An 18,856-nucleotide genomic window follows, 5' to 3' on the forward strand; every position below is an offset into this window, starting at 1 on the left:
TAGCTCAGGAGTCACAGCGCTTATTTACCGCGCATGCTTTAAAAAAAGCATGCGCTAATTTTCTCTCCTAACTAATGATATTGCGTATTTTAATGCCCATTTGCAATAATACTTAGACACTTTTTTATGCCAAAGCAAACCTAGCTACGTTGAAGCTTTTTGATTTAGAAAATCGTAATAAAAATTTTTTTGCCTAAAATTCAACACGCCTCCTATCTAAAATAGATTACCTAACCAAGCGAATTTGTATTAATAAAAGCCCACATTTATCCGCAATTATTGTGTTTAAGTATTATAAAAAGAGGGTTTATTGTCCCTATATTGAAAATAGACATACGGGTATTAATTGGTTTATGAATTGCTCGTAAATAAACCAATTATTGTGTAAATAAATATTAAATAAGTCACTAAATAGTAAAGCAATATTTGCATAACATGGTTAAAAAAAAGATTTATAAAACTTACCATTTTAAATGGTTGCTAGTGCTCAATTTTGCCGCTATTTTAAGGTTAAGTTGTATTAGATGGAATTAGTATGAGTTTCAAATTGCTCTCTTTTTGCTATTGTATTCCCGTACTCTTTTTAAATGGTTGCGATGAGGAAGTGAGTTTATTTAGTAGCAGTAAAACGCCATTAGTGGCTAAAAACGAAACCGCTAATTTACCGGCTACTGCTATCGAGCAAAAGCACCTTGTTGTAGAAGGCCTAATAGAGGGAATTGTACCAAGTCACTGTAAACGTGGTGAAACAGCGTATATAAATGCAAAAATGCAAAAGGTTATACGCAACCCAACCGCAAAAGTGACTTATACACTAAAGCCCACTGATAATATTTTGTCTGTGTGTGTGGCCAATGATAACTCAGCTATTACTTATCGTTATGGCACTGAGCAAAAAATTGGCCTAGAGTATACGGCCACTGCTGCGCAGCCATTTGGTAGCTACTATCGTCAAATAGGGAAAGTAGGCGAAAGTATTTTGTTTTTTAACAAAGGCAATTACTATTACTACATTATTAATGCTGGTGGTATGGGCAGTGGTGTTTCAGTGAACGTATATAAAAATAAAACGCTTATTGCGGAGTTTTTCTCTGGTAATGAGGCGTATAACGACTTTGTTATTGCCAGTAATTTAGACTTGCCGAAGTCGTTGGCAATAGAGCTTCAACCACATATAAACACAATGCAATGAATGGATTAAGTAAAGCACATTGTAACATTATTGAACAAGGGCAGTGGTTTTCTAAGCGTGATGCACACTTAAAACAGTTTTTACTAAGCCACGCAAAAACTTTAAGCCTTAGCGCGCACCAATCTCTTTTTTTACGAGGTGATAAACACGACGGTATTTATGCTGTATTAAGTGGTGTGGTGCGTATTAGTGGGGTAAGTAATAATGGTAAAGAAGCTGTTTTAAGCTTTGTTGACGCCTCGCTGTGGTTTGGCGAAGTCACTTTATTTGACCGCGGAATGCGTACGCACGATGTTTATGCGCAAACCGATGTAACACTGTGTTTTATTGGGCAACGTGCACTAGAGCAACTGTTAAAACAATACCCGCATTATTGGCAAGACTTTGGGTTACTTCTTGCCCAAAAATTGCGAGTTATGTTTACTAGCATGGAAGATCACGCACTATTAAGTGCCGAGCAGCGCGTTGCAAAACGCTTACTTATATTGTGCGCGCATTTAGCGCATAGTAATGGCCATACGTTTACTTTATCTCAGCAGCAATTAGCTGATATGACTTACCTTACGCGGCAAACCGCCAATCAAATTTTAAAAAAATTAGCAAAGCAGCAACTCATTGAGGTCGGCTATAACAAAGTGACCATTTTAAACCAATCTGCTTTAGAGTTACTTTGTAATCAGTAAATGTCGGCTTCCCGACAGAGTGATATTTTAAAAGCCTGATATAGTGTAAAAAACACAATAAAAGGCACACACATGAAAACTCTACAGCAACAGCTTGGTACATACGGTTTGTACCATCGCTCTAAACGCAATGTTTTAACTCATTTTTTTGGTATTCCGCTTATTGTATTTGCGGTGCTGTGCTTGTTAGCGCGTATTCAAATACCCATTGGCAGCCTTCTTATTGATGGCGCGCAGCTTTTTGTTTTTGCAAGCGTAGTGTATTACTTAATGCTGAGCGTGTCACTTGGCTTAATAATGGGTGTACTGTTTACCTTATTGCTTTTAGCAGCCCAGCCAATCGCTGCTATGGCTTTTTGGCCTTGGTTAAGTATTGGCGTGGGCGTGTTTGTATTTGGCTGGGTGCTGCAGTTTATTGGCCATTATTATGAGGGTAAAAAGCCTGCGTTTGTAGATGATTTAATTGGCTTAATTATTGGCCCGTTGTATGTAACCGTTGAGTTTTTATTTTTAATGGGGCTTTATAAATCGCTAGAGCATGAAGTTAACGCCATAGCAGGCCCCACCAAGGCATAATGCTAAGCGGCTTAAATATTTAGTTATTCGAGTGTGCTAAATAAAGCGTTAACCACGTTATAAATCATATATCTGTCGCTATAAACGTTTAAAACTTAATACGATTGCTATTAGCAGCGGATAAAATAATAAAGGCAAATAACCCATGCAATACAACAATAAAACCGTATGGATCACCGGCGCATCATCAGGTATTGGCAAAGAGCTCGCAATACAATTTGCAGCACTGGGTGCCAAGGTTATTTTATCAGCCAGAAGCGTTGATAAACTTAACGAACTAAAACAAAGCTTACATGGCGATGGCCACATTATTGTGCCTCTTGATTTGTCATCGCCTGAAGCTGTTTTAGCTCAAGTTACTGATTTAATTAGTACATTACCTGCTATCGATATTTTAATTAATAACGGTGGGGTATCGCAGCGCAGCCTATTTTTAGAAAACGAATTTAATGTTTACCGCCAGTTGATGGAAGTTAACTATTTTGGCCTAATTGCACTTACTAAAGCGGTGGCGCCTAGTATGGTAGCAAGACAAAGCGGTTCAATCGTCTCTATTAGTAGCGTTGCGGGTAAAGTAGGCTCTAAATTTAGAACGGGCTATTCAGGCTCTAAATATGCGGTAGTGGGCTTTATGGATTGCCTGCGTGAAGAGCTTGCAGAGCATAATATTCATTGCTTAACTATTTGCCCCGGCTCTATGGTTTTGCCCGCGTAGTAACCGACAACGCCACTTTTGCCTATTTGGCTGATGTATTTATTACCCCAGATTTGCAAGGTAATGGTCTGAGCAAGTTACTGGTTAAAACGATAGTAGAGCACCCTGAGCTGCAAGGGCTCAGGCGCTTTTTATTAGCCACTTCTGATGCGCATGGCCTTTATGCGCAATACGGGTTTAAACCGATAGATAATCCAGCACTGCTAATGCAAATAAATCCTGCAAATGTGTATGAGGGAAATAATAGTGAGACCTTATAAATGGGGCGAAGAGTTTAAGAAGTTTTCTATGTGCCTAATTTACCAAGACTATATTGTTCTATACTACCAGCGGAAAAACAAATACCAACATAAAGCCAAACAGTACTCGCTACAATTTGCCAAGTATCTAAACCTGAGGACGTTACAAATGTAGGAACAGCAATTAATCCCCGCAATAAGCAGATCATTGCAATGGTAATTAAAGCTGATTTGAGCAGAGGAACTTTGCGAATTAAACCAACTGCTGAAAAAGCAAAAATAGTACAAGCAAACATTAAGCTTGCAACGATTATTGTTCCAATTGGAGCAAGTAAAGTTCCTTGAATCGAAGAGTCGATTATTTGTTGAGGTGCCCGAGCAAATGCAAACCAACTAGGACCGCCAAAAATACAGAGTAGGTGCCAGATCGCAGAAGCGGAAGCTATAACACCTGCACTAATTAATAATTTTGATTGAACACTAAAAATCAATGCTTACTCCATATTGTACTGGCACATAACGCCTTGTTATATTTCGTTGGATCATTTAGCTGCTAATTCGGTTTCGTCTTTCTTCATCAAGCTTTTTTAATGTATTGAGTGTAAAATTAGGCTTTAATACTAATTCATGCTCACTTGCATTACCTTCGAACAGCACCTGTGAATCATCTATTTCCATAAGGAATACTGGCCTAGCTTTAAGCATGGATTCGGACATTCCAGATGCATGGTAAAAAGCACTAAGCCCTTCAATTTCCCTTGCCCACGAGCAACCTAAATCCTGTTTAGACTCACCATCTCTACCTATTCGATATAATGTTAAAGCTTGATTCAAAGGCGTGTAGCTTTGAGGAAACTTTGACAAATCAAAGCGAAAACAATCATAACTTCCTGATATTACACTTGAGGTAAATAGCTCGTTTAGTGTCTCTTTTTTCCCTTTGCCTTCCATAATATTGATTATGCCCTCCTTATGGGCATTCAGAAACATTAGCAACACCTCCAATTTATCGCCATGTTCATCAGTATAAAAAGTTCCTTCGAAATCTTTCTTAGATGCCAACAGCTTATCGATATATGTAAGTTCCTGGGGACTAAGATATTTATATTTTAAGTGTTCGAGATCGATACCGATGGAACTAAGTAATGTGGATAAATACTGATTCAAATAGATCTCTCTTAAGAAATATAACGCCTCAACTTTGGGGCACAAATATATGGGCTAAAATTACGAGCGAAGCGAGGGTGCCCATGTATTTGTGTCCCAGCGAACGCAGTGAGTGACAACAGTTGTTTGTTAGCCGTCATATCTCATTCAGCTCTAGCTTCATTTGCTCCTTTAAAGCATTATGACAGTTTTGTACGTCCTGCCCGAATATGGTCGCTTTTTCCTGATATGGAGTGATCAAAGTTTGATCTGCCCAGAACTCTTGCGTTGACATAAATCTAAGCATTTCGGTAGAAGCGTCGGTTGCATTCTTTACCGCAATTTCTAGCTTATCCAGTAACGCGTCAACTTCCTTCGAAGCTATCAACCGAATACTATTTTGTTCAGTTTTAACTTTAAGATGTTCCTCGTTTAACTCAAATACAAGCGATTGAACGTCTTGATTATATTTAACAATTCCTTTATTTTTGGCTGCCTCATCATCTTGTAAACAAGCCGTTAAAAATTCAGCCATAATTGGCTGAAACTTCTCTACAAAGATTGAATTACACTTTCCGTGGAACTCATCAAGTAGAGAAAAGTATTTTGAGAATTGAAGCCTTTTATCCTCATATTGATATTTTCTCTTTTCAATATCTAAAGAGTGCTGTTTTTTAATTTTTTCTGTTTCGGCGCGATACTTAGCAACAATCTTCTGTTTGTCTTCTTCAAGCTGGCGATTATCTTCAATTAGTGCTCGGTTTTTACCCTTGACCTTTAAATACGCGGTCAGGTATATCGAAAGAGCACCAAGGGCAAAGCAAAAAATATTAAATAACACTTCCATGCTCGATATAAACTCCATGACGGCTAACAGCTTTATTAGAGGACACTTTCCTCTTTTTATGAGCAATGTATGTCCTCTTAATGATTTTTAATATTAATAACAAATCTTGTAACACATTGCGAGTATTAAACTTTAAGGCGGGGTGTTCTTTTTATGGCAGGTGGAAAAGAGGAAATTATCCTCATTTTCTGACTTAGGAGGAAAAACGCCAGCGCTGTAAGCAAATACAGCAGTTAAAGATTTAAAATGAAAACCAAACCCCTTTTTTAAATCATTTAACCGCCACTAAAAACAGCATCGAAAATATAAGTAACCGCTTTAAGTACATTTGTTTATGCAAGCCTATTATAAAAGGTGGTTTTTGGCTGGTGGAGGCTATAAAACGAGGTGATGAATTATTTACTAAACGCGTCTTTCTACTTTTAAAACAGTACAGACACGATATTTATACCAATCGACTTAAATATTTAGCCTTTCTCGCGTGCTAAATAAAGCGTTAACTGCGTTATAAATTTCTCATGCAGAAAAACTACATGTCGAAATTTATGCCTTGTTATCACTCTATTTATCCGTCGCTATAAATGTCTAATTACTTAACACGATTGGTATTATCTGGCTTTTTTTGCTTCAAGCGCTTCTATTTCACTCCAGATTTTTTCGGCTTCTGCGCTTAACATGGCGTAGCTTTTAATGTCGCCTTTACGCTGTGCTTGCATGCCTTGCTCAAGCTTTGCATCGTACTCTTTACGTAATTTTTTTGTCGGGTCTGATTTAAATAGTGAAAACATGTGGCTCCTTAGTTTTATAAAAGTATTAGCATTACCATACGCTACAAAGAGCTAAATAGTTCTTTTAGCCGTAGGGCGTTTACCTTGTTATATAAAACAAGGTAAACGCATTATTTGCTATGCTGCGGTTACTAACGGTTTTATTGCTCAGGCTCAAGGCGTTTAATTCCTTGTCCGTCAATGCCTAAGTAAATATAGCCATCACTGCCTTGTGCTAAGCTGCGGACGCGGCCTATCCCTTCTAAAATTTTATATTGCTTTGAAACACCTTTGTTAGATATTTCCAGTGCACTTAAAAACGAAAACTTCATAGACGATAGCAAAAGCTTGCCTTTTAATTGCGGGTACTTATCGCTGCTAACCAATAACATGTCAGAAGGGGCTATGGAGGGGGTCCAATGCAGTACGGGCGATTGCATGCCGTCTTTTTCTTGTATGTCGGTAAACGACGTACCGCTGTAATTAACACCATAACTAACCACCGGCCAGCCATAATTAGCGCCCGCTTTAACTATGTTTAGCTCATCGCCGCCACGTGGGCCGTGCTCATGAGACCATAACGTTTGTATTGTTTTATCAAACCACATGCCTTGAGGGTTACGGTGTCCGTATGACCATATAGCGTGTTTAGCGCTTTTTTGATTTACAAACGGGTTATCTTTAGGAATACGGCCATCGGCGTGTAAGCGATAAATTTTACCACCATCACGGGTTAAGTCTTGCGGGTTTTTATCGCGCGAGCCGCGATCGCCAATCGAAAAGTAAACATACCCTTGGTTATCAAACACAATACGGCTTCCGTAGTGCTGGCCTTTTGTGCTGTTATGCTCACCTTTATAAAGTAATTGTGTGCTTAAAAGCTCAGTGCGATCGTCACTAAGCTTGGCGCGCATTAGGGCTGTATTACTGCCACTTTTAGCGCCGTGGGTACTTGAGTAAGTTATGTAAAGCCATTGGCTATCGTCTGGTCCGCTATGTAGGGCTAAATCTAGTAAACCGCCTTGCCCGTTTGCATCAATTTGTGGCAAACCCGAGAGCTTAGTTAAGTTAGATGAGTTTTTAGGCAGTAAATAAAGTGCGCCGCTTCGCTCGGTTATAAGTAAATCACCATTACTTAACGGCTCAATAGCCCAGGGGATAGTTACCCCTTTAGCCACACTGACGGCCTTTACATTGAGCGGTAATACATCAAGGGTTTTGTAATCTACAGCTGCCACCGGCGTTGAAACGAGTACAGCTATAAACGCCGTTGATAATGTTTTAGCAATCGTTTTTATAGGTAAAAACACAGTTGTTGTCCTGTCCAATAAATAAGCAAGTAATACCTACATTAGCATGCTGTTGATGATTTTGCTAAATGTAGCGCTTTAATAAAAACTATATATATTTCAATCATAAAGAGTTTACCCGAAGTGCTGTATGGCTGGTTTTAATATTTTAAACAGCTATTTATTACACCTTAATTGAGGCTTTAGTACAGCGTTTTAAATTAGAGAGCTGCGTAAAAATTGCGCTAAAAAACTGAATATTTACTCTAATACTATTGAAATTAATTTTTTTGGGCGTACACTTGTGCGCTGAAGTTTGAGCGTACACATGTAAGTTCAAATTCAATATTTAATATCCAAGAGATTAATAGTGATGATTATTAAAGTATTAGACCAATTTTCGAAGTGGTTTTTACACCATCAAAGCTTTGCAGGCTACATTGAGCCCATTATGCAAATGGTTAAGCCTGCGTGGCGTGCTGGTCTTTATAGAGCAAAAATAGAAGAGCTGACGCAGCACAATGGTGATTTTTTAAGTATTACCTTAAAGCCTACTCAGCACTGGCAGGCACACATTGCTGGCCAACATATTAGTTTAACGGTAGAAATAAACGGGCGTTTATTAACTCGTGTTTTTACGGTTGCCTCAAGCCCTGAGCAATTTAAAACTACGGGCTTGGTGCGTTTATTAATTAAAACTAATGAGCAAGGGCGTTTTACAAGCCTTTTAAGCAGTGCTTTACGAGTCGGTGAGTGGTGCAATATTTCAGCGCCTAGTGGCGACTTTGTTTATAAAAACACCCAAAACAATGCAACGTTTATAGCTGGCGGCTCGGGTATTACACCTATGCTTGCCATGATTAGTGAGCATTTAAAACATACCACACAAAAAGTATCGCTGATTTATTATGCCAAAGCCGCAGCGCACCAATGTGTAGACGAGCTAAGCGCATTAGCAAACCAGTTTTCGCATTTTTCGTTTTTACTGCTCACACGCGAGCAATCAGATGATATTACTCGCCATGTAAATGTATGGGAAAACCCAGACATATACTGCTGTGGGCCTGCAAACTTCATGAAAACGGTGTGTGACTTTGCTAAAAAACATCATTTAAATTACTACCAAGAGGCATTTGGTTTAACGCTGCCAAGCCAAAATGACGACAGCCTGTTTAACGTGCAGATTAATAGCAGCGCTCATGTCGTAAATGCCAACAACGCATTGTTAGCACAGTTTGAAGCAAAACAATTACCGGTTAAACGCGGGTGTGGCATTGGTATTTGCCACCAGTGCCAGTGCATTAAAAAGTCTGGCGTGGTGCGTAATTTAAAAACTGGTGAGTTGAGTGATAACGGCGAGCAGTTAATTCAACTGTGTGTAAGTCAACCTGTTAGCGACTTGGAGTTACAGCTATGAAAAACATAAACTTTGATCTGTTAGCCCACGATTTAGATAGCATAAAAATGGATACGCTAGGCAAAGTAGGGCAACAAGATGCAAACTACATTCGCTCGGTTGTTAAAAAGCAGCGGCTATGTGAGTGGAGTGGCCGTATTTTACTTATGCTGGGCTTTATTCAGCCACTTTTATGGGTTGTGGGTGTACTGCTATTAGCGCTGGCAAAAATTTTAGACAATATGGAAATTGGCCACAATGTTATGCACGGCCAATACGATTGGATGAACGACAAGCAGCTTAACTCGCAGCATTATGAATGGGATATTGCTTGCGATGGGCAAAGTTGGCATCGCGTTCATAACTTTGAACACCACACCTACACTAATATTATTGGTAAAGACCGCGACTTTGGTTATGGTTTATTACGTTTAAGCAATGATTTTAAATGGCGCTTAAAAAATGTGTGGCAGTTTATTACGTATATTAATTTAAGTGTGCTGTTTCAGTGGGGTGTGTCGTATCACGAACTGGCAGCTGAGCGTGTGTTTATTGGTAAAAAGAAAGAAAACCGCGAAGGGGGTGTATCGCATTCTACCCTAAAACAGCGCTTTTTTAGTAAAGGTGCGCGCCAATTAATAAAAGATTATGTGATATTTCCTTTATTGGCAGGCCCTTTGTTTTTATGGGTATTAGCAGGCAACTTACTGGCAAATTTAATCCGTAATTTATGGACCTCAACCATTATTTTTTGTGGCCACTTTACCGAGGACACAGAAACCTTTAAACAAGAGGACTGCATAAACGAAACGCAAGGGCAGTGGTACTATCGCCAAGTTTTAGGCTCATCTAATATTACAGGCCCGCATTGGTTTCATGTTTTAACTGGGCATTTAAGTTGCCAAATTGAGCATCACTTATTTCCTGATATGCCGTCCTCACGCTATCAAGAAGTGGCCCCGCAAGTGCAAGCCGTTATGCAAAAGCACGGTATTGATTATCATACCGGTGGTTTTTTTAAACAGTATAGCTCGGTATTAAAACGTATTATTAGGTACTCGTTTAAATAAATAATGTGCCTTTAAAAAGCCGATTAATGAAGATGCATTAATCGGCTTTTTTGTATGTGCTTAACAATATGGCTAATTTATAAACAGTAGTTGCAAAAAATTCTTTTTGATAATTAAAAAAGCCTCAGTTTTGCTATGGTTAAATGATGCATGAATGTCATACAATGGAGAAAAATAGACCACACAAGAGAGATTAAAATGGCCGCATTCGGTACCGTGTTTATGCCGCAGATGATTCAAGCTCGTTTTTCTGATAACCAATGGAGCGAAAGCTCAATCGTCCCTTCCGATAAACTTGAACTTCATGCGGGCGCGCACGTCCTTCATTATTCAAGCACGTGTTTTGAAGGCTTAAAAGCTTTTCGCCACGAAGATGGCTCTATTTATATTTTTAGAATAGATGCAAACATTGCGCGTATGCAGCAAAGCTCTGCGTTATTAAGCTTACCAAGCTTTGACGGTCAAATGCTAAAAGACATGATTATCGAGATTGTTAAAGAGTATGCTGATGAAACGCCATTGCCACCGGGCTCTATGTACATTCGCCCAACTCACATAGGAACAGAAGCTGCCATTGGTAAAGCGGCTGCACCGTCAATGAGCTCGTTGTTATATACACTTTTATCGCCAGTTGGCGATTACTTTACAGGCGGTGCTACTGCACTGCGTGTATTACTTGAAGAAGATGGCATGCGCTGTGCCCCGCACATGGGCATGGTAAAAAGTGGCGGTAACTACGCCAGTGCACTTGCACCAATTAGCGCAGCGCGCGAAAAATACCAAGCCGATCAAATCTTGTTTTGCCCAGGTGGCGACGTACAAGAAACAGGTGCTGCTAACTTTATTCTTATTGACGGTAACGAAATTATTACCAAAGCGCTTGATAGCACGTTTTTACATGGCGTAACCCGTAATAGCATTTTAACCATTGCAAAAGACTTAGGTATGACGGTAAGCGAGCGTAACTTTAGCGTTACCGAGCTTTTAGAGCGTGCTGCAAAGCCAGGTACAGAAGCTGCGCTTTCAGGCACAGCTGCGGTGTTAACGCCGGTAGGCACGTTTATTCATAACGATAAAGAATACAAAGTAGGCAGTGGTGAGCCAGGCCCTACAACAGCGCGATTACGCCAAGCATTGAACGATATTCAATGGGGTAAAAGTGAAGACAAACACGGCTGGTTAACTAAAATCTAATTGATTTGAGCAGTTCGCAGTAAAAAGCCACCGACTAGGTGGCTTTTGTGTTTTTGAGTACTTTTTGAAATGTATAGCGCTTAAAACTTCATTTCTATTTTGCCGTATACGTAACGGCCATTAAATCCGTAGGGCGAAAAGCTCGAATAAGCAAACAAGCGAGAAAAAGTAGAGACTTCTTCTACATTTTCGCGGGTAGGATCTGGGTATACATCAAAAATGTTATTGGCACCTAAACTAAGCGTTAGGTTATCGGTAGCGGCATAGGCTACATCTAAATCAGTGAGCCACTTAGGCTTTAATACCTCGTTTAGCTCAGGCGTTGATGAAGGGTCTTGGGTTTCACCATAACGCGTAGTTCTTAGTGTGGTACGCAGCGCATCATGGGTCCATGTAGCACTTAAATTGTATTTATTGCGCGGGGTGCTTACTTCAAAGCGGCGCAGCTCTGTACCTGAGAACAAGTTGTCTTGATCAAACCCAGCACCTTGCAGTTCAGCGGGCGGGTCAATAATATCAGTGACTTCATTTTTTCCGTAGTTATACCCTAAGTTAAAGGCAATATCGCCATAGCCATCGGTGATTAAGTTGTACGAGGCAACCACATCAACACCGCGCGTTTTACTATCTATAGCGTTTAAGAAAAAGCGGCCTTGGTTAGCGCCCGTACCTGCTAGCAACTCTTCTATTGCTGCGCCCGATAAATTATTAGATAAAACAATACGGTCATCAATTAGTATTTGATAGTAATCAACCGATAAGCTGAAATTAAAATCGGTAGACCAAGTAAAGCCAACCCCGTAGTTAGTGGCTTCTTCGGCATCAAGGCCCGGTGAGCCAAGCGCTTTGGCTACATCGCTGCTTGGTGCAAAGGTGCCGGTTTCGGTCGGAACGCTATCAACAAATACGGTAGCAACCGAGGTAAAATATTGCTGTTGTAATGAAGGTGCTCTAAATCCTGTTGAGGCTGAAGCGCGTATGGCTAAATCTTCGGTTAACGAATAGCGCGTTGCAATTTTGCCGTTAAGTGTATCGCCAAAATCTGAGTAATCCTCATAACGGGCTGCCACAGCTATGTTCCAATCATCTGTCAGGTAGGTTTCTAAGTCTATGTAAAAGCTTACATTGTGGCGGCTGTTGTCACCTTCTGATTCGGGGGTAAAGCCTGGAAATACTTGCGCACCTGCTGCACCAAATGGGCCATCTTCGCCTGTGACTACGCCACCTGGGCCAAATGAGCCTTGTGCGTATGAGGCTTCTTCGCCAGCTTCTATTTGATAGCCTTCTGTGCGGTACTCAGCCCCAATGGCAACACTTACCGCGCTTTCTAAAAAGCTGACATCCACTTCGCGGCTTAAATCAACATTTAAAGTAAGTTGATCGTATGTAAGCGTACCTGCATCAAAGCGTGTTTGGCTAGTGGGGCCATATGACGTATTTAAACTATTGGTTACACCAAATTCGAACGCATCTTCACCATACACAGCCGATACATCGTAGTTCCAATCACTTATAAAGCCTTTAACACCTAACGCGAGTGAGTAGTCGTTTATATCTGAGGTGATCACAGGTAAAAAACCGTCAGGGTATATTTCTTCTATATTACGGCTATCGCTTGCGCGTCTATAAAAACCAGCGCCTTCACCTTCACGTTTAGAGTAAGAGCCAAATGAATACAAATCTGCATCGTTAGCTAGTTGATACCCTGCATTATAAAAAACCGATAGGTCTTCTACATCCCCATTACCAAAGTTATGGTTATAACGGTTAACTGTAAACTCGCGGGGGTCGAGCGAGCCATCTTCTAATCGGTTGTAGTTTTCGCGTTGATCGTAATCGGCACGGTTAGTTGAGTGGCGGTCGCGGTATTCGGTCGAAATGTTTAAAAAGCCATTATCACCAAGCTCTAAACCAATATTACCTTGCAAAGTGAGCGTTTGCCCATCGGTTAAAGAGCGCTCGCCGCCTTCGGTAAATGCTAGGTTGCCATCGCTACCCTCAGATACCGATTCAAGCTGAGGTACACCATCCATTTCGGTGATATTAGCCCCATAAATAGCCGCAAGGGAGCCGCCACTGCTTGCGCTTTTAAGTACAATATTAATCACACCCGCTATAGCATCAGAGCCGTATTGCGCCGCAGCGCCATCGCGTAAAACTTCAATGCGTTCAATTGCATTAGCTGGTATTGCATTTAAATCTACAGAAGATGAGCCACGCCCCGTTGAACCATTTAAATTAAGCAGTGCGCTACTATGACGACGCTTCCCATTAACCAGCACTAAGGTATGATCGGGTGCTAAACCTCGAAGTTGTGCAGGGCGTACATGATCACTGCCATCGGTAAGTGATGCCTGTGGAAAGTTAAAACTTGGTAACAAATTGCTCAGTAGCGCGTTTGTTTCCGTAAGGCCTGAACTGGTAAGCGCCTCAGCGCCAATAATATCAATAGGTACGGCGCTGTCTTCGACTGTGCGCCCTAAACGGCGTGAGCCAATTACGCTAATTTGCTCTATATCTTCTTGTGCTTGAGGTGTTTGCTGTGCCGCGTGTGCAGAAAACGCACCAAATAGCGAAAGCGATGCACCCACAGCCACTGCTGTACTCACTTTTAAGTTATTTAACCTAAACGGTAGGCTTTTATTCATGTTGTTAATCCTCATCTGATCACCCATTGATTTAAAGTTTTTGTTTTTATAGCTGCTACTTTTTAGTGGAGCTGCTTTGAGAACATAAACCGCATTAACAAAATGAGTCAATTGAATAACATTCAATTAAAATTAAAGGGTATATAGTTACAAGGTTTAATTAATAAGACTAAATGAGGTAAAAGCTAGAAATAGGCTATGATTTGTAAGTAACTGATGGAGCTTAAAATAATTGGCAACCATGAGGTTTACTTTTGATTAACAGGTAAGAGCAGTGTGTACGCCTTTAATAATGGCTGTTGCTAAGCGTTTTTTAAATTAAGTGTATAACCCACCTTTTATATGTTAAATAAATTAACATATAAAGAGCAGATTATTTAAGCTGAAATTTGTATAGCGTTTAAAAAGGTTGCCAGTGATTTTTATAATAAAATAATATAAAAATTAAAATTTTATTTTACCGATAAGTATATCTTTAAACATGACCCAATCTCCCCATAAGCTATAAAGGGGGTGCTTAAATGTAGCGGGGCGGTTTTTTTCAAAAAAGAAATGCCCAATCCAAGCAAATCCGTAGCCAATAACCGGTAATAACCACAGCAAGCTATATTGCTGCTTGATTAATGCAATAAAGATGACAGCAAGTACCAGCGTGCTGCCAATAAAGTGAAGCCTTCTGCAGGTTACATTGCGGTGCTCTTTTAAGTAATACGGGTAAAACGCTTTAAAGGAGTTAAAAGTGTGTGGTGTGTTCATAGTCAATGCTCTTATTTTTATAGTTTATTAAATATACAAGGGCCTGCTAGATTTTGCAGGAAAAATTTTTGCAAACAATAGGTTATTTAATCGCGGCGCTAAGTTTGTAACCGAGTGGGCTCGATAACGGCTTTTGCAAACGCCTATTTATTTGCAATAACCCCTTACATAGGCTCTACCTTTACCTAAACGCTTAGCAGGATGTGCTCTTGGCTTTTTACTGTACTGGTGAGAATAACCGCTGATAGGTTTTATAGGCGTACTCATCGCTCATGCCGCTTAGGTAGTCGCATATTATGCGCATCCCTTGGTTTTGTTTTTCAGCGTCTAGATAAAGCGCTTGCGTTGTTTCGGGTAATAAACGCAGAGGGTCACTGGCAAAAGCGGTAAATAATTCAATCAGTAAGTTTTGACCTTTAAACTCTATTTGCTGCATTTCTGGGTCGCGTATTAAGCGATTAAATACAAAATGCTTAAGTATTTGTAAAACGTGCTCGTACTGTGGGTCTAGCTTTGCAGTGTACTTTAAAATAGGGCACTCAAAATCACCATGCTGAACATCTAAATGAATATGAATAATAAACATATTTACCAGCTCGCCAATGGCGTCTTTACGCTCAAAATCGTTTTTTGAAAACAAGCGTTGGGTAAGCGAGTCTAATTTAGTGTTTAACCAATCGTAATTAAGCGCGTTTAAGTGGGGTAATGCATGTGTTTGCCAATCATCTAGTGTGAGCACTTTAGTGGCTATGGCATCTTCTAGGTCGTGCACTGCATATGCTATGTCATCGGCATGTTCCATTATGGCGCTATCTAACGATTTATAACGGGTTTTTGCACGGTACTGATCTACTGGCGTATGGCTTGTTAATAGGGCTTTGTCGTTGTCGCTTAAAGGGGCAATGATCCATTCAAATATTTGTGCATCGTCTTTGTATAAGCCTTTAGCGGGGCGCCAATCATCTGCTTTTATAAATGAGCGTGTGTTATTTACCTTCGGAATGGTGTGCCATAAATCGTCTATAAATGCGGGGTATTTAATAAAGCCAAGCAACGTGCGGCGCGTTAGGTTCATGCCGTGGCCGTTAGAGTATGGCTCAAGTTTAGCGACTATACGTAATGTTTGTGCGTTGCCTTCAAATCCACCGTGCTCACGCATCATATAATTTAAGGCAATTTCGCCGCCATGGCCAAACGGGGGATGGCCTATATCGTGGGCTAAACATAAGGTTTCTAATAAACCGGTAGAGGGGAAGTGTTCAAAATCGCTGTGTTGTGCTTTTAAATGCCGCAATATGCCGGTACCAATTTGCGATACCTCCAAAGAATGCGTTAAGCGTGTGCGATAAAAGTCGTTTAAGCCTATCCCCATAATTTGGGTTTTTGCTTGTAAGCGCCTAAAAGCTGCAGCATGAATTATACGAGAGCGGTCTACCTGCCAGGGGGAGCGATTATCGTTAGGGCGATTTTTATACTGTTCTATTATTCGGCTTTGCCATTGCTTATCCATACTGCTTACTCACAAAACGTTGTTATACACGGTATAAGCTCAGTATACCCATGCCCTAATAAATTGCGAATGAACAAGTACATAACCTTAGCTGGTGGATAATATATTTATCGCAAGCAGCCACTTTAGCATTTTTTAGCAAAGCGTGGCCCTTAAAGGGTTACACACAGGGTGTTATTCGCGTTTATATAGTGGCTTAGGTATAATGGGGTTTCGTATGTGTGTGTATTACCCATGCATAATTGTTGTTTGAAAGAGAGACTACATGCTAAAAACCATTTTAAAGCTGTTACTAAGCGTATTTTTTTTATGGGCGCTTGCATATCCGTTTATGCAAAGTAATGAGCACGAGGTTGAAGAACAAACCACAGGTGAACAACCTAAAAAAGTAAAGAAAAAAGAAAAACCCCTGCACAATGTTACCTTACCTAAATTTTCTGAATTTGCTGATGTAAAAGAGAAAAAACAGGCATTTTTTGATTTTATTCGCCCACATGTTGAGGCTGAAAATAAAAAAATATTACAGCAACGCGCTAAGTTAGAAATTGCGCGTATGATGCTTGAATACAACGAACCGCTCGAGAAAAAACAACAGCGCGACATCGTTAATATTTTAAAAGCCTATGGCTTACCTGAAACAGTAAACACCCTAATTTTAAGCCAAGCGCTGCGCCGTGTTGATATTATTCCTAAAGAGCTTGCGCTAATGCAAGCGGCGAATGAGTCGGCCTGGGGTACATCACGCTTTGCACGCATAGGGCTCAACTTTTTTGGCCAATGGTGTTATTCAAAAGGGTGCGGTATGGTGCCAAGACGCCGCAATAGCGGAGCGGCGCACGAAGTTGCTGCATTTAAGTCGGTACGCGCAGCAGTAAGCTCGTATTTTAGAAATATAAACACGCATAATGCCTACAAAGATTTACGGCTTATACGCGAAGATTTACGACAACAGCAAAAGCCCATTGCGGCAACGGCACTAACCCATGGTTTAATGTCGTACTCAGAGCGCGGCGAGGCCTACATAGAAGAGCTAAACACCATGATTAACCAAAACAGAGCTTACTTTGATGAATAAAAAACGACTCATAAATATTAACGCCATACTCATTTTATTAAGTTTGGCGGCAAGTACCGTCAATGCCAAAGAGTTTGTTATGTCGTACGATGGCTTTTACGATAGATTAAAAGTGGTTAACAAGGGCGACTTTCAGTATGCAAGGGTTAACTTTTACATTAGCGATATTGCCACAAACGAGGCATGCGCTATTAAAAGCGGCACAATTTTAACTGAAAATAACGAATACCCGCTTAATTTTACCGATAAAGCACAGTTACTTTTACCGTTTGATAAGCAGCTCGATACGGATAAAGCCGTTATTGTTGTAGAGCCACAAAATCCTGATCACGATTGTCAGTTAAAATTGCAAATTGAGGCCAGCGAATTTGAAGGGCTTAGCTTAACTAAAGATTCGTTGTATACAATTAATAACGAGTTAGATGAACTTTTAACCGATTTATCGGGCTTTTTTGTTAGTAAGCTCATGTGGTTTTTATTGCCTGAGCAAAAAGGCGTTGCTGTAACGTTTAAAGAGCCTGTGACCTTTAATAACCCACATATACAGTGCGAAAAATCAATCTGCTACTTTGCAGTACAGGATAACTGGGAAGATGACGTAAATCTGCTTGGTGATATAGAAAACGTAGTTAAAGTAACCCCCTGGATAGCAAAATAAGTTGCAGGGGGTTAATAAAAACGGCGCTTAATATAGCGCCGTTTTTTTATGCGTTATTTTGGCAGTGGTTGTGTTGAATCACGTTTTATAAGGGTGGGTTCAAACACGCGGTTTATGTGTAAGTTTTTATACTGATACACATCTTGTAGCACCATTTTTGCAGCCATTTCACCCATTTCTTCTACTGGGTTATCTATGGTGGTAAGTGTAGGGTAAAGATAATTGGCAAATATAACGTTATCAAAGCCAATAACCGACAAATCGTCTGGTAAATTAAAGCCATGCTCACGGGCGTATTTCATAGCACCTGATGCCATTTCATCGTTGGCACACACTAAAGCACTAAACGGAATACGCGTGTTGAGTAGTTTTTCAAGGCCTTTGCTGCCGCCAATTTCGTTAAAATCACCTTCGTAAAACAGCGCCTCATTAAAGGGAATGTTTTTTTCGTGCAGCGCTTTTTTATGGCCTTTTAAACGGTTTCTGGCATCGGCTTTAACTTGCGGCCCCGCGATATAAGCTATATTTGTGTGGCCTTGTTCAACAATAGATTTACTGGCTAAGTAGCCGCCGAGTTCGTTATCTAGGCTAATGCAGTTACTTTCAAGTGAATGTACGTATCGGTTAATAAGGTAAATAGGGGTTTTACCTTTACTTAGCTCAATTAGGTAGTCATCACTGACTGACTCTACATGTAAAATTAGTGCATCGCATTTGCGGCTAATTAAAAATTCAATGCCGTCTTTTTCTTTATCGTCTTCACTGTGACCGGTGGTAATAATAACGTGCTTACCCGCAGCGCGCAGGGCTGACTCTATGCCTGCCATCATTTGAGCAAAGAAAGGACCATGAAGCTCTGAGACCAAAATACCCACGCTGTTGGTTCTGTTTGAGGCAAGCGATTGCGCAATAGAGTTGGGCTTATAGCCCAGCTGCTGCATTGCATCGAGTACTTTTTTAGTGGTTTTTTCACTTACGCGGGTGTTTTTATTCATTACCCGTGACACTGTAGCTAACGATACGCCAGCAAGCTCCGACACTTCATAAATTGTGGCCATGTTATTGTTAACTCACTTATATCCTTTATTTTGGCGG

The 18,856-nt window shown here is 40.4% G+C and carries 17 protein-coding genes and 2 pseudogenes; 10 read left to right on the plus strand and 9 right to left on the minus strand.

The genetic code is table 11. From position 1 onward, the window contains the following. Positions 1–535 precede the first annotated feature (535 nt). The 5 genes and pseudogenes from MSC25_RS00565 to MSC25_RS00585 form a co-directional block, all read left to right on the plus strand. Complete coding sequence (locus MSC25_RS00565) at positions 536–1,192, plus strand: hypothetical protein (RefSeq protein ID WP_248442103.1); 657 nt, start codon at positions 536–538, stop codon at positions 1,190–1,192. Next, a complete protein-coding gene (locus MSC25_RS00570) occupies positions 1,189–1,875 on the plus strand; it encodes a Crp/Fnr family transcriptional regulator (RefSeq protein ID WP_024033419.1) in 687 nt (228 codons plus the stop codon). Before MSC25_RS00565 ends, MSC25_RS00570 begins: the two co-directional genes overlap by 4 nt. Before the next feature lie 72 nt (positions 1,876–1,947). Beyond that, positions 1,948–2,451, plus strand: coding sequence for an Mpo1-like protein (locus MSC25_RS00575; protein WP_096739468.1), 504 nt, complete (start codon positions 1,948–1,950; stop codon positions 2,449–2,451). A 145-nt stretch (positions 2,452–2,596) separates the two neighbouring features. After that, a pseudogene (locus MSC25_RS00580) lies at positions 2,597–3,151 on the plus strand (SDR family NAD(P)-dependent oxidoreductase); the annotation flags it as partial. Beyond that, positions 3,151–3,426, plus strand: a pseudogene (locus tag MSC25_RS00585) (GNAT family N-acetyltransferase); the annotation flags it as partial. The pseudogenes MSC25_RS00580 and MSC25_RS00585, both read left to right, overlap by 1 nt. A gap of 26 nt (positions 3,427–3,452) precedes the next feature. On the opposite strand, the gene MSC25_RS00590 reads toward MSC25_RS00585, so the two are convergent. The 5 genes from MSC25_RS00590 to MSC25_RS00610 form a co-directional block, all read right to left on the minus strand. Beyond that, positions 3,453–3,896, minus strand: coding sequence for a hypothetical protein (locus tag MSC25_RS00590; RefSeq protein ID WP_248442105.1), 444 nt, complete (start codon positions 3,894–3,896; stop codon positions 3,453–3,455). A gap of 55 nt (positions 3,897–3,951) precedes the next feature. Continuing rightward, the gene (locus MSC25_RS00595) at positions 3,952–4,572 is read right to left on the minus strand and encodes a hypothetical protein (RefSeq protein WP_248442106.1); all 621 of its coding nucleotides are present in this window, start codon (positions 4,570–4,572) and stop codon (positions 3,952–3,954) included. A gap of 136 nt (positions 4,573–4,708) precedes the next feature. Then, positions 4,709–5,398 (minus strand): hypothetical protein, encoded by a 690-nt coding sequence (locus tag MSC25_RS00600; protein WP_248442107.1) that lies wholly within the window; start codon positions 5,396–5,398, stop codon positions 4,709–4,711. Positions 5,399–6,006: 608 nt separating this feature from the next. Further along, positions 6,007–6,186, minus strand: a complete 180-nt coding sequence (locus MSC25_RS00605; RefSeq protein WP_029772742.1) for a DUF6435 family protein — start codon at positions 6,184–6,186, stop codon at positions 6,007–6,009. A gap of 140 nt (positions 6,187–6,326) precedes the next feature. After that, positions 6,327–7,427 carry a PQQ-dependent sugar dehydrogenase gene (locus tag MSC25_RS00610; protein ID WP_248442624.1) on the minus strand — a complete coding sequence of 367 codons (1,101 nt, stop codon included), beginning with the start codon at positions 7,425–7,427 and terminating at the stop codon, positions 6,327–6,329. A gap of 400 nt (positions 7,428–7,827) precedes the next feature. Between MSC25_RS00610 and MSC25_RS00615 the strand changes: the two genes are divergently transcribed. From MSC25_RS00615 to MSC25_RS00625, 3 genes are all read left to right on the plus strand, one after another. Next, positions 7,828–8,871, plus strand: a complete 1,044-nt coding sequence (locus MSC25_RS00615; RefSeq protein ID WP_248442626.1) for an FAD-binding oxidoreductase — start codon at positions 7,828–7,830, stop codon at positions 8,869–8,871. Further along, positions 8,868–9,920, plus strand: a complete 1,053-nt coding sequence (locus tag MSC25_RS00620; RefSeq protein ID WP_248442108.1) for an acyl-CoA desaturase — start codon at positions 8,868–8,870, stop codon at positions 9,918–9,920. The genes MSC25_RS00615 and MSC25_RS00620 overlap by 4 nt, the downstream gene beginning before the upstream one ends. Positions 9,921–10,070: 150 nt before the next feature. After that, a complete protein-coding gene (locus tag MSC25_RS00625) occupies positions 10,071–11,114 on the plus strand; it encodes a branched-chain amino acid aminotransferase (RefSeq protein WP_083901793.1) in 1,044 nt (347 codons plus the stop codon). 80 nt (positions 11,115–11,194) lie between these two features. Here the strand turns inward: MSC25_RS00625 and MSC25_RS00630 are convergent, their stop codons facing one another. From MSC25_RS00630 to MSC25_RS00640, 3 genes are all read right to left on the minus strand, one after another. After that, on the minus strand, positions 11,195–13,762 hold the full coding sequence (locus MSC25_RS00630; protein ID WP_248442109.1) for a TonB-dependent receptor: 2,568 nt from the start codon (positions 13,760–13,762) through the stop codon (positions 11,195–11,197). 444 nt (positions 13,763–14,206) lie between these two features. Then, the gene (locus MSC25_RS00635) at positions 14,207–14,518 is read right to left on the minus strand and encodes an Mpo1-like protein (RefSeq protein WP_024033431.1); all 312 of its coding nucleotides are present in this window, start codon (positions 14,516–14,518) and stop codon (positions 14,207–14,209) included. A gap of 217 nt (positions 14,519–14,735) precedes the next feature. Then, the gene (locus tag MSC25_RS00640; RefSeq protein ID WP_024033432.1) at positions 14,736–16,028 is read right to left on the minus strand and encodes an anti-phage deoxyguanosine triphosphatase; all 1,293 of its coding nucleotides are present in this window, start codon (positions 16,026–16,028) and stop codon (positions 14,736–14,738) included. A 265-nt stretch (positions 16,029–16,293) separates the two neighbouring features. Between MSC25_RS00640 and MSC25_RS00645 the strand changes: the two genes are divergently transcribed. Continuing rightward, the gene (locus tag MSC25_RS00645; protein WP_248442110.1) at positions 16,294–17,103 is read left to right on the plus strand and encodes a glucosaminidase domain-containing protein; all 810 of its coding nucleotides are present in this window, start codon (positions 16,294–16,296) and stop codon (positions 17,101–17,103) included. After that, positions 17,096–17,761: a DUF2987 domain-containing protein gene (locus MSC25_RS00650; protein ID WP_031289865.1), complete on the plus strand. Its 666-nt coding sequence runs from the start codon at positions 17,096–17,098 to the stop codon at positions 17,759–17,761. The genes MSC25_RS00645 and MSC25_RS00650 overlap by 8 nt, the downstream gene beginning before the upstream one ends. Before the next feature lie 53 nt (positions 17,762–17,814). Here MSC25_RS00650 and MSC25_RS00655 read toward each other — a convergent pair whose 3' ends face one another. Further along, positions 17,815–18,819 (minus strand): LacI family DNA-binding transcriptional regulator, encoded by a 1,005-nt coding sequence (locus MSC25_RS00655; protein ID WP_096041553.1) that lies wholly within the window; start codon positions 18,817–18,819, stop codon positions 17,815–17,817. Between the last annotated feature and the right edge of the window lie 37 nt (positions 18,820–18,856).

The organism is Pseudoalteromonas sp. 1CM17D (assembly GCF_023161805.1).
GTDB classification, from domain to species: Bacteria; Pseudomonadota; Gammaproteobacteria; order Enterobacterales; family Alteromonadaceae; genus Pseudoalteromonas; species Pseudoalteromonas atlantica.

What these genes read in the sequence shown, in the direction of transcription:
- MSC25_RS00605 (WP_029772742.1), bottom strand. Translation starts at nt 6,186, where the DNA reads ATGTTTTCACTATTTAAATCAGACCCGACAAAAAAATTACGTAAAGAG.
- MSC25_RS00640 (WP_024033432.1), bottom strand. Translation starts at nt 16,028, where the DNA reads ATGGATAAGCAATGGCAAAGCCGAATAATAGAACAGTATAAAAATCGC.
- MSC25_RS00645 (WP_248442110.1), top strand. Translation starts at nt 16,294, where the DNA reads ATGCTAAAAACCATTTTAAAGCTGTTACTAAGCGTATTTTTTTTATGG.
- MSC25_RS00625 (WP_083901793.1), top strand. Translation starts at nt 10,071, where the DNA reads ATGAATGTCATACAATGGAGAAAAATAGACCACACAAGAGAGATTAAA.
- MSC25_RS00655 (WP_096041553.1), bottom strand. Translation starts at nt 18,819, where the DNA reads ATGGCCACAATTTATGAAGTGTCGGAGCTTGCTGGCGTATCGTTAGCT.
- MSC25_RS00635 (WP_024033431.1), bottom strand. Translation starts at nt 14,518, where the DNA reads ATGAACACACCACACACTTTTAACTCCTTTAAAGCGTTTTACCCGTAT.
- MSC25_RS00575 (WP_096739468.1), top strand. Translation starts at nt 1,948, where the DNA reads ATGAAAACTCTACAGCAACAGCTTGGTACATACGGTTTGTACCATCGC.
- MSC25_RS00600 (WP_248442107.1), bottom strand. Translation starts at nt 5,398, where the DNA reads ATGGAAGTGTTATTTAATATTTTTTGCTTTGCCCTTGGTGCTCTTTCG.
- MSC25_RS00650 (WP_031289865.1), top strand. Translation starts at nt 17,096, where the DNA reads ATGAATAAAAAACGACTCATAAATATTAACGCCATACTCATTTTATTA.
- MSC25_RS00615 (WP_248442626.1), top strand. Translation starts at nt 7,828, where the DNA reads ATGATTATTAAAGTATTAGACCAATTTTCGAAGTGGTTTTTACACCAT.
- MSC25_RS00565 (WP_248442103.1), top strand. Translation starts at nt 536, where the DNA reads ATGAGTTTCAAATTGCTCTCTTTTTGCTATTGTATTCCCGTACTCTTT.
- MSC25_RS00570 (WP_024033419.1), top strand. Translation starts at nt 1,189, where the DNA reads ATGAATGGATTAAGTAAAGCACATTGTAACATTATTGAACAAGGGCAG.
- MSC25_RS00630 (WP_248442109.1), bottom strand. Translation starts at nt 13,762, where the DNA reads ATGAATAAAAGCCTACCGTTTAGGTTAAATAACTTAAAAGTGAGTACA.
- MSC25_RS00620 (WP_248442108.1), top strand. Translation starts at nt 8,868, where the DNA reads ATGAAAAACATAAACTTTGATCTGTTAGCCCACGATTTAGATAGCATA.